Here is a 10,000-nt window from a genome sequence, read left to right on the forward strand (position 1 = left end):
TTGTATGTACAAGCTATTGATATCAATCGCTGTATTGTGTGTTAGCGCTTTTTCTCCTGTTACACATGCTAAAGACTGGGATATTAAACAAATTCTAGTTCTGCACTCCTACGAACCTTCCTACCAATGGACCGCGGATTTCCAAAAAGGAATCGAAAACGCGTTCAAACACTCAAAAGCTGAAATAAAGCTCTCTGTAGAATACTTAGATACCAAGCGTATCCATAGCCCTGAGTATTACGACGCTTTGGCAGCATACTTCGAAACTAAATATTCGGAGTATAAGTTTGATGGCGTCATTGTCACTGACGATAACGCAGCAAATTTTCTTAAGTCGTTAAGCTCAGTGATTGATCGTTCGACACCTGTTGTTGCTGCTGGTATCAATGATATTAGTACTGATATGTACGCGGTCACCGACAAGGCGACCGTGCTGTATGAGAATGACCATATTGATATTAATATTGCGCTTATTGCGCAATTAAGACCAAACCTTAAGAACTTATATTTTGTAAATGATTACAGTGTCACGTCTGAGTTGATACGAAAAGAAGTGCATAAAGTAATGGCTGAATTTCCGCATATCAACTTGATTGAAATTGGAAGTCAAACGCTTGAACAAGCGAGCCAATACTTAAAGACAATTTCTGTTGATGACGCTGTGTTACTCAGTCACTACAACACAGAGCTACATAAAGCAATTTACCACTCTTACAAAGAGGTAGCGGAGATCCTGTCAACTTCGAGCGCGGCACCTGTATTTGCGCTTTGGCAATTTAACATCTTAGGTGATGTATTCGGTGGCTATGTAAATCATTCACAAAGTATGGGGGAAGAGGCGGTCAATGCTTTGGATAAATACGTGCCGCTCGGATTTTCTGCCCCTTTAATTCCGGGTGATAATATACGTTTTGTCTTTAATTACCCTGCAATGAATAAGTTTGGTATTAACAAGAGTGCACTTCCTGAACAATCGGTAGTCATCAATGAACCAGCTTCTTTCATACGTAAGAATTTCCAAATACTGTTGGGTTTGATCATGGTGATTGCAGGGTTGAGTCTGATTATCGTAATGCAGTTCATTACTTTACGTCAGAAGAAAGAGTTAGCGAAGAAGAACAAACGAATCCTAGCCCTTCAGAAGCAGACACTAAATGTTCAAAAGGACATGATTCATGTATTGGGTGAGGCCATTGAAACCCGCTCTGGTGAGACAGGGAATCACGTTAAACGTGTCGCTAAATTATCAGCATTACTCGCCAAGCATCACGGCTTAAGTCATCGTGAGGTCGAGATGATTGAGATAATCAGCCCGATGCATGATGTCGGAAAAATTTCGGTACCGGAATCGATCTTGGATAAGCCTGGCAAGTTAACGCCACAAGAGTGGGAGGTGATGAAATTACATACTACAGCTGGCTACAACTTATTGAAAAGCGGTGCTGGTGACATTACTAACCTTGCTGCGATCATTGCTAACGAGCACCATGAGCGTTGGGACGGAGCGGGTTATCCTAGTGGTAAGGTTGGTGAGGAAATTCATCTGTTTGCTCGCATTACTGCAGTGGCTGATGTATTTGATGCACTACTTAGTACTCGTTGCTACAAAGAGCCATGGCCATTAGAGATGGTTGTGGACTTGTTTGAGCGAGAGTGTGGTTATCAATTCGACCCGAAGCTGACCAAGATCTTATTGAATCACTTAGCTGAGTTCGTCGCGATAAGAGATACTTATCCTGATACCGAGGATTCACGTCACGTGATCAATTTACAAGCTACTGTCGCTCCAAAAGATGCAACTGACCTACAGCAAACAGTGTCTGCAAAGAGTGAGTTAAGTACTGTGTAGGCGATTGTCGCCATCATTAGCTTAAGCAGATGCTCTCTTTAACCTTTATAACACTCTCCAGTTGGCCTTTTTCTTCAGAACATTAGCCAAGTCCCTTTATATTTTGAACTGATATTCATTTGCTTTTGTAAACATGGCAGCATTTGGTTCTAATAAAGTTGATTTAATTTGGTGAAACCTGTTGCTTAACTTTAGCTATTAAGTGATCAGCTGCATATTTTGCGAAGATAAATAAGTGCGCATCGGTAAACTGTTACCTAAGTCATCTCTAGCATTAAGATAACCCTATAGGATAAAGCTTGGATTTGATGTGAGTGAAATACCTATGCGGCTAGAACAGACTAAATGTGTGATTTTTGATTGTGATGGAACGCTGATTGATAGTGAGAAGCTTTGCTGCCAAGCTTTAGTGAATGTGTTTGCTGATTTTGGAGCTAGTTTAAACGTCAATGATTGTTATGCTCACTTTCAAGGCGGGAAGTTAGCCGATATATTGATGGATACACAGGAACGTTTAGGGCTTTCTATCTCGATCGATACGCTTGAGCCGTTATATCGAACAGAACTAGAAGCATTGTTCCAGCGCCATTTAAAGCCAATGGATGGTGCTATAGAGCTTATTGAATTCCTTAAGCGACAAGATATCGAATTTTGTATTGCTTCCAATGCACCTAAATCTCGAGTTGAATCTTCATTAGCGATGACAGGTATGCTTGACGACTTCAAAGGCAAAGTGTTTTCGGCTTTTGACGCCAATAGCTGGAAGCCAGAACCTGACCTTATTATGTATACAGCTATGAATATGGGCTTTTTACCCAATGAATGTATTTATGTGGATGACACTTTGAAGGGGATTGAGGCTGGTGTGCGTGCTGGTATTCAATCGTTCCGACTGCGCCCAAGTATTGAAGAATTAAGCGTATATCCAGAAGCCGGCTCTACAGAACTAGCGGCTCAGGATATATACAGTTTGGAAGAAATTTCGGTTTGGATTAATGGCAAGCACTGTTCAAGTGGGGGTATACCGAGTTCGGGAGCTTTGGTGGGGTAGAGCCGAGCTCAAGACTAATGACTTTACTAAATTGTTTGGTATGAAAACCGCAAGATGCGCAAGTAAACTTCTCTCCACTTTCTGAAAGCAGATATTCGTCGTGTTGGCATAAAGGGCACGTGATGTTTTCGGTGTTCGGTGCTTCTGTTTTATTCATTATGTGTCACCTGCAGCAAGAGGGTAAGCGAAAATAAGACCCGTACTATTAGATTACTCCTAAGCTCGATTATTAGACAGTTTTGACTGCTTATAATCTCTCCTTTGCGACTAACTTCATGGTAATGATAATCTGATAGTTAACGGGCATACAGGTGGCCATGTTGCATTGTTTTTACTCTGTGAGTTTTCTGAGTAATGGGTTGCTTAGCAGTCTAACGATGTCTCTTTGAAGCATTCTGGACCAATTTTTCTTGTTTATTTTCTGTTTCCTTTACCCGCTATATCCCCAGTACTTAGTATCTTGCGACGCTAAGCTTAGTTATCAATGGTTAATTAGATACACAAAACCCCAATAAAAAAGGACTCTTACGAGTCCTTTTGGGTTAACTGGTTTTGGAACAAGTTGCTTCACGCTGCTTGTCTCGTATATCTCGTCGTTAAGTGCGGTATCTCGCTAGTGTCTGAGACAGAGAAACCGATGCTTCTGTCAGCTTAGATACACCATTTGAAGAATTCTGTGCGACGTCTTTAATTACATCAGATTGGCTGCGAATATCATTAAGCTCTGCAGCAATCGTGTTCGCAACATTACTTTGTTCATCGGCCGAGGTCGCTATTTGAATACTCATGTCCATTAACGCTTGCGCTGAGTCAGCGATAGAGTGAACGTCATGGCCAATATCCGAAATTAGATGACTACTGGTTTGTGCTTGGTCAACGGTTTGTTCGGTAATCTTTGCAATATTTTGGCTTTCTTGTTGAAGACGCTCAATCATTGTTTGGATCTCAACTGTAGCAGACTGAGTTCTACTTGCCAGGGTTCTTACTTCATCAGCAACAACAGCAAAACCACGACCTTGTTCACCCGCACGAGCCGCTTCAATCGCAGCATTTAATGCAAGTAAGTTAGTTTGCTCTGAAATAGCGTTGATCGTCGTGATGACTTCATTAATTTGACTAGTGTTTACGTTGAGGCTAGTAACAGAAGAAGAAGTTTGCTCAATCAAAGAAGAAAGGGTGGTGATCTCTGAGATGGCTTGCTGAACCTTAGCGTGGCTATCGTTAATTTGTTGTGCGTCTTGTTCTGTTTGTTCTGTTGAACGAGCTGAAATATTAGAAACTTCATTGGCTGAAGCGGTCATTTGGTCCATTGCTGTTGCAACGGAATCCAGTGACGCGTTTTGGCTCATAATTTGAGTTTCACTGCGTTTCATCTCTGTTTCAAAAGATGCAGACGTTTCGCTTAGTGTCGCAGCGCTGTGGTTTACATTGTCTACGAGCTCGCTAAGTGTGTCCATTGAGCGGTCGAGTGCACAACCAATCGTACCAAACTCATCACGGCCTGGGTGGAAACCAAGTCGTGAGGTTAAGTCACCGTCACCAATCTTTTGAGTGGTTGAATAAAGTACCCAAAGCGCGCCGCCTAAGAAGGTCGCTACCCAATAGCAGAAAATACCAAAAGGGACACACCATAAGAGACTGAGTAAGAAGGTGTATAGTGCTTGTTGCTTTTGATTTTGTGTATTGATATCGGAAACAGTCAGTGAGTAGTAGTTACCATCTTTCGCTAACGCGGTTGCCGTAACAGAACCATTGTTGAGTACATTGGTTTCTTGAGGGCGTGATTGTTGGCGAACTGAGTCGATAGAGGCAGGTGATTCTGATGCAGACAAAATACCTTTAAGTTGATACTCAACCTGCTGTTTTGCACTAGCGTCAATTTGGTCCATTTTACTGACGTAGTTTAAACCAGATAAGCTTACCACTGCGGCCAAAAATATTAAGAAAATGACCCAAAACTTATCGTTAATAGACATTTTGATAAACAACTTGTCTATCGTTCGAAACTGTACTTCTTTCATAAAAACTCCACGGTAAATCCTTTACCGTGGACTCTAAATAACCGACCCTAATAAAAATGTGATCTAATCCAGGTAACTGTGAAAATTAATGATATGGAGATATCAATTATGAGATATCGATCAACTTATTCAATCTCAGATCCCTTTATTAGCCAAGTGACGGTAATAACCCTACTGAAATCAAGATTTGGATAGCAATGATAAATATACCAATAGTGCCAGCTAAAAACAGTGCTTTGCTTCCACCTAATACTTGGTAAGTCGTTCCTGTCCCTTGCGATTGAACAGAGAAGTCAGTGTAACGAATCTTGTAAACCATGACGGTAGGTAAAAGGATTGCCAGCACAGAAAGCGCAATAGCTGCGTAGCCCAATGCTGTGATGAATCCTTGAGGGTAAAACAGAGCAAAACCAAGTGGTGGTAAGAAGGTGATAACCGCTGTTTTTGCACGTTTGCCGTTGCCAAGCTTATTGCTAAGAGAATCACCCATGAATTCAAATAACCCTAAACTTACGCCAATAAAAGAAGTCAGTAGTGCAAGGTCCGCGAATACACCGACGATCACGCTCAGGTTGGATTGGTGAACGGTTTGCGATAGAGATACTAAAAGCGCGCCCAAGCTTGTATCTGACAATAGTTGTTCTTGGCTAATCACACCTAAAGTCACACTCTGCCAGAAAACGTAGATAACTAAAGGTAGTGCTGAGCCAATAATCATTACTTTACGTAAAGAGCGAACATCGCCATCTAAATAGCGAACGATCGATGGAATGCTGCCGTGGAAACCGAAAGAAGTAAATACGACAGGAATTGCTGCAACAATAAGACCTTGCTGCAATGGCATACTCATTAGGTACTGAGAGGTAATGTTTGGTGCTAAGAAACTTAGAACTAAAACCATTGCGATTAGCTTTAACCCAAATAAAACGCGGTTAACTTTGTCGACACTGTGTGTACCAATAGTTACAACGCCTGCAACTAACAGTGTGAATAGAAGAGTGGTGATTTGAGAGTTGAGCTCGATACCCGCGATATCCGAAATACGTTGGTTAAACTGGGCACCACCGCCCGCGATGTATGCCGCACATAAAGCGTAAAACAGAAACATCACCGCGAAGCTCGCAATCCACTTTCCTTTTGTCCCTAAAATTGTGTGAGCTAAAGTGTGTAGGGTTGCGTCAGATTCTGCGAATTGATGAAGCTCTACCATTAATAGAGCCGTAAATGCCATTAATGCCCACAAACCCAACATCAAGAAAAGTGAAGTGGAAAAGCCGATACCTGCAGAAGCAAGGGGAAGAGCGAGCATGCCAGCACCAATTGTGGTACCAGCAATGATCAAAGTACTACCAAAAACCTTTGATTTATTCATTGTATATAATTCTTTACGTTAGAGTGTATTTTCATTGTAATTCTTCTAGCTTAAGTGCATAAACCCAAAGAATATCTCGATTTTCAAGTATTCTGATTGAGTTTAATTCCAAATGCAATGCTTTGTGTAATTAAAAATATCCAGTGTAAATCTTGGTTTACACTGAGGCGTATTTTCAAAAACTTGATGGCCTAAGCAAACGTTTGACTATGATCTGGTTCAAAATTGTTAGAGTAAATGGTTGTACTTAGTGTAAGGTGGCAGTACATATGTCGTTCGCGTATACCCCTTTAGCGTAAAAAGGCGCTGATGACCGCGAGTAGCTTTAAGCTATAAATATGGAATGGGTAAAGTAGAGTGCGTTCATCAAAGTGACATAATATAAGTCCAAGATGGTGCACTAGTTAACAGGACATTATGTCCACACCAAGGAATAGAGGGGGCACTATGAGTGACCAATCTTTTAATGACGAAAGTCTTGAGTTGTTAGATGCCATGGAAATTGGTATTGATTTATCTGACTATGAGCAGACGGTTAAACAATTAGCAGAAGAACTTTTTAACTCTTCAAACTAAAGTTTTATTAAGTTTTGGGTATACTAAAGCTCAATACTTCCATAGCTCAATGTTTCCCAAATTAGACAACTCTTAAACTGAGCAAACCTCATTTGCTCACACGTCAATCAAAACTATCCTCATTAAAGTTCGCGAAGATAAACGAGTACGTTTACCATATTACTTAGTTCTCGATACTTTAATGAGGTTCAATGAACTTTCTCGCACATCTTCACATCGCGCAACATTGCAAGAGTAACTTGGCAGGAAATCTGTTAGGTGATTTTGTTAAAGGCGATCCGAATAAGCATTATTCAACTTCGCTTGCAAATGGCATCAGACTTCATCGATTCGTGGACAGTTACACCGACCTCCATGATGTGTCGCGCTCAGCCAAATCACTCTTTTCAGTTCAAACACGACGCTTTGCTCCTATTGCTCTCGATGTATTTTGGGATCATTGCTTAGCCAATCATTGGGAGCAATTCTCACAACAGACACTGGAACGTTTTTGCCTGGATTCCCACCAACAAATTTTCGCACATCAAGAACCACATTGGCCTGAGAGTTTTATTACTATCCATCAGAAAATGGCGGAACAACGATGGTTAGAAAGTTATCAAGACATGTCTTCAATCGATATGGTACTGCAACGAATGGCTATAAGAAGGCCCAAACTAGGCATGCTCAAAAACTGTTATGCTGACCTTGAGTACCACTATGATACGTTGCAGTGTCACTTTAATGAGCTTTATCCATTGGTTTTAGAGCAAGCTAACCAGTTTAGTACGCTTCAATTGAAGAAAAATCAAAAGGAAAGGTAAACAGCGTAATGCAGGTTTGCTACAATCCGCGCCTATTTAATCGTTGAGCATCATACTATGTCTGAATCTACCAAATCTTTTAACCAACTTGGATTATCTGAGCACCTTCTTGCTACGTTAGCAGAGCTTAATTTTACGGCTCCTACCAGTGTTCAAGAACAAGCGATTCCATTGGTATTAGAAGGCAAAGATGTATTAGCTGGTGCTCAAACGGGTACAGGCAAAACAGCGGCATTTGGTTTGCCGATTATTCAAAGATTAATCGAGACCAAAGACAACATTATTCCAAATCCAAAGTTAGTGCGTGCGCTTGTGTTAGTGCCAACGCGTGAATTAGCACAACAGGTGTTTGATAACGTAACCGAGTACGCAAAAGGTACCGATATTAAAGTCGTTGTGGCTTATGGAGGCGTTAGCATGAAGGTTCAAACTGATAACCTGCGCGGCGGCGCTGATATTCTTGTAGCGACGCCTGGTCGTCTTATTGACCATATGTTTACCAAGAACATCATGCTAAGCCATACCGAAGTATTGGTACTGGATGAAGCGGATCGCATGTTAGACATGGGCTTTATGCCGGACATTAAGCGCATTCTTTCTCGCATGAACGAAGTTCGTCAAACCTTGTTCTTCTCAGCAACGTTTGATAACAAAATCAAAGCGATTGCACATCGTATGATGCAGTCGCCAAGTGAAATTCAAGTCACGCCAAAAAACAGTACAGCAGAGACAGTTACCCAAATGGTTTACCCTGTAGATAAATCGCGTAAGAGTGAACTGTTGGCTTACTTAATCGGATCGAAGAACTGGCAACAAGTGTTGGTGTTCACGAAAACTAAGCAGGGCACTGATGCTCTAGTTAAAGAACTTAAGCTAGATGGCATTAAAGCGGCATCTATCAATGGTGATAAGAGCCAAGGCGCGCGCCAAAAAGCATTAGACGATTTTAAATCGGGTAAAGTACGAGCGCTTATTGCGACAGACGTAGCAGCTCGTGGTATCGATATTCAGCAGTTAGAACAAGTTGTGAATTATGACCTGCCATTCAAAGCAGAAGACTACGTTCACCGTATTGGACGAACTGGCCGTGCAGGCAACAGCGGTTTAGCGATATCTTTGATGAGTCAGGATGAAGCTTATCTCCTGGGTGACATTGAGCGATTACTTGATACACGCTTGCCTCAAGAGTGGTTAGAGGGCTTTGAACCAAGCCTTGAAAAAGACGTGGCACCAGAACGAGGGGGGCGTAGTAAGAGTCGTTCATCAGAAAAACGTAAGATGAAAGCAAAGCTAAAAATTCACCAAAACCGCGGTAAAGCGCGACGCTAGTCTTGTTGGAGTTGATGTTTATCGCGTTTATTAATTCGAAAGTATTAACCTGAGCCAATATAAAAATGCCCCATGACTGTGATCAGTCATGGGGCATTTTCGTATCAAGGCAATTTAAATGTCGAGTACAAAGGCCTCAGCGTTACTTAGTCTTGTTCGCACTTCCATACGCAAGGTACGTCATAAACTAATTCTTCGATCGAGGTAGGATTCAGTGCCCATTCTTCATTGATGTTGAACGTGCTGAGCATTTGTGTGTTGAATAACTGCCAATGTTTTAATAATGCTTCTTCAGGTGTTGACTGCATCTCGCCTTCGTTCCATGTGCTTTCCATGAACGGAGTTAGGCATACGGCTCCATGCGCGTACATGATCATTTGCCACTTAATCTCATAAATGTTGATCAAGTTTTCAGGATTCGCCTCATTATACTGCTCAGCTAGCATATTGATTTCTTTTTCAACATTGCCAACATTGTCGATAAAGTAATCAACTAAGTTATCTTTTTGGCGAACAGAGTCGGTGATAAGTTGCATCGGCTTACGTGAGTGAATCATGTTGCTAAAGAGGCGCATACTAAATAAATAGATAGTAATGTTTGGCGCTGCATCTTTTGGAAGCTCATCCATGATTTTAGCAATATAAGACTGAAAATAGCCATGTAAACAATCGCTTATAGCATGCCAAATCTTTTCTTTGCTACCAAAGTGGTGGCGGATAAGGCTATGCGATACGCCTGCTTTTTCACTGATGTTACGAAGCGAAACGCTATCATAACCATGCTCACAGAACATATCCGCAGCAACCGTCATGATCAAAAATCGCGTCTCCTCCGCGTCTTTTGCACTTCTTCTACCTTGTTTCTTTTCTGTCATCTTTACTTCACACGTTTACCTGATTACCACATTCTACACTGTTTTTATTAAAATAAAAAATACTGCACAGGTGGAAAGTAAAGCTTGAGAATTATCTAATTTTAAATATACTGCCCGCCTGTGT

Annotated in this window: 8 protein-coding genes; 5 read left to right on the top strand and 3 right to left on the bottom strand. The window is 41.4% G+C overall.

Features of this window, described 5'->3' with window-relative positions; all coding sequences use genetic code 11:
- Positions 1 to 4 precede the first annotated feature (4 nt).
- Positions 5 to 1,849, top strand: coding sequence for an HD domain-containing phosphohydrolase (locus tag IQO02_RS14510; protein ID WP_016793675.1), 1,845 nt, complete (start codon positions 5 to 7; stop codon positions 1,847 to 1,849).
- Positions 1,850 to 2,174: 325 nt separating this feature from the next.
- Entirely contained in the window at positions 2,175 to 2,900 is a 726-nt protein-coding gene (locus tag IQO02_RS14515; protein WP_016768765.1) for an HAD-IA family hydrolase, read from the top strand.
- A 596-nt stretch (positions 2,901 to 3,496) separates the two neighbouring features.
- On the opposite strand, the gene IQO02_RS14520 is transcribed toward IQO02_RS14515, so the two are convergent.
- Entirely contained in the window at positions 3,497 to 4,921 is a 1,425-nt protein-coding gene (locus IQO02_RS14520; RefSeq protein WP_010429493.1) for a methyl-accepting chemotaxis protein, read from the bottom strand.
- 148 nt (positions 4,922 to 5,069) lie between these two features.
- Positions 5,070 to 6,293 (bottom strand): aromatic amino acid transport family protein, encoded by a 1,224-nt coding sequence (locus IQO02_RS14525; protein WP_016793676.1) that lies wholly within the window; start codon positions 6,291 to 6,293, stop codon positions 5,070 to 5,072.
- A gap of 447 nt (positions 6,294 to 6,740) precedes the next feature.
- Between IQO02_RS14525 and IQO02_RS22375 the strand changes: the two genes are divergently transcribed.
- The 3 genes from IQO02_RS22375 (at position 6,741) to IQO02_RS14535 (ending at position 9,001) form a co-directional block, all read left to right on the top strand.
- The gene (locus IQO02_RS22375) at positions 6,741 to 6,869 is read left to right on the top strand and encodes a hypothetical protein (protein WP_010429500.1); all 129 of its coding nucleotides are present in this window, start codon (positions 6,741 to 6,743) and stop codon (positions 6,867 to 6,869) included.
- A 191-nt stretch (positions 6,870 to 7,060) separates the two neighbouring features.
- Positions 7,061 to 7,672 carry an ACP phosphodiesterase gene (locus tag IQO02_RS14530; RefSeq protein WP_010429502.1) on the top strand — a complete coding sequence of 204 codons (612 nt, stop codon included), beginning with the start codon at positions 7,061 to 7,063 and terminating at the stop codon, positions 7,670 to 7,672.
- A gap of 57 nt (positions 7,673 to 7,729) precedes the next feature.
- Complete coding sequence (locus IQO02_RS14535) at positions 7,730 to 9,001, top strand: DEAD/DEAH box helicase (protein WP_010429504.1); 1,272 nt, start codon at positions 7,730 to 7,732, stop codon at positions 8,999 to 9,001.
- A gap of 146 nt (positions 9,002 to 9,147) precedes the next feature.
- Here IQO02_RS14535 and IQO02_RS14540 read toward each other — a convergent pair whose 3' ends face one another.
- The gene (locus tag IQO02_RS14540) at positions 9,148 to 9,876 is read right to left on the bottom strand and encodes a TetR/AcrR family transcriptional regulator (RefSeq protein ID WP_016785211.1); all 729 of its coding nucleotides are present in this window, start codon (positions 9,874 to 9,876) and stop codon (positions 9,148 to 9,150) included.
- Positions 9,877 to 10,000 lie beyond the last annotated feature (124 nt).

This window comes from Vibrio sp. OPT24 (assembly GCF_015163545.1).
GTDB lineage: Bacteria > Pseudomonadota > Gammaproteobacteria > Enterobacterales > Vibrionaceae > Vibrio > Vibrio cyclitrophicus.

Coding starts and splice junctions, on each gene's coding strand:
- IQO02_RS14510 (WP_016793675.1), top strand. CDS start 5: ATGTACAAGCTATTGATATCAATCGCTGTATTGTGTGTTAGCGCTTTT.
- IQO02_RS14515 (WP_016768765.1), top strand. CDS start 2,175: ATGCGGCTAGAACAGACTAAATGTGTGATTTTTGATTGTGATGGAACG.
- IQO02_RS14520 (WP_010429493.1), bottom strand. CDS start 4,921: ATGAAAGAAGTACAGTTTCGAACGATAGACAAGTTGTTTATCAAAATG.
- IQO02_RS14525 (WP_016793676.1), bottom strand. CDS start 6,293: ATGAATAAATCAAAGGTTTTTGGTAGTACTTTGATCATTGCTGGTACC.
- IQO02_RS22375 (WP_010429500.1), top strand. CDS start 6,741: ATGAGTGACCAATCTTTTAATGACGAAAGTCTTGAGTTGTTAGATGCC.
- IQO02_RS14530 (WP_010429502.1), top strand. CDS start 7,061: ATGAACTTTCTCGCACATCTTCACATCGCGCAACATTGCAAGAGTAAC.
- IQO02_RS14535 (WP_010429504.1), top strand. CDS start 7,730: ATGTCTGAATCTACCAAATCTTTTAACCAACTTGGATTATCTGAGCAC.
- IQO02_RS14540 (WP_016785211.1), bottom strand. CDS start 9,876: ATGACAGAAAAGAAACAAGGTAGAAGAAGTGCAAAAGACGCGGAGGAG.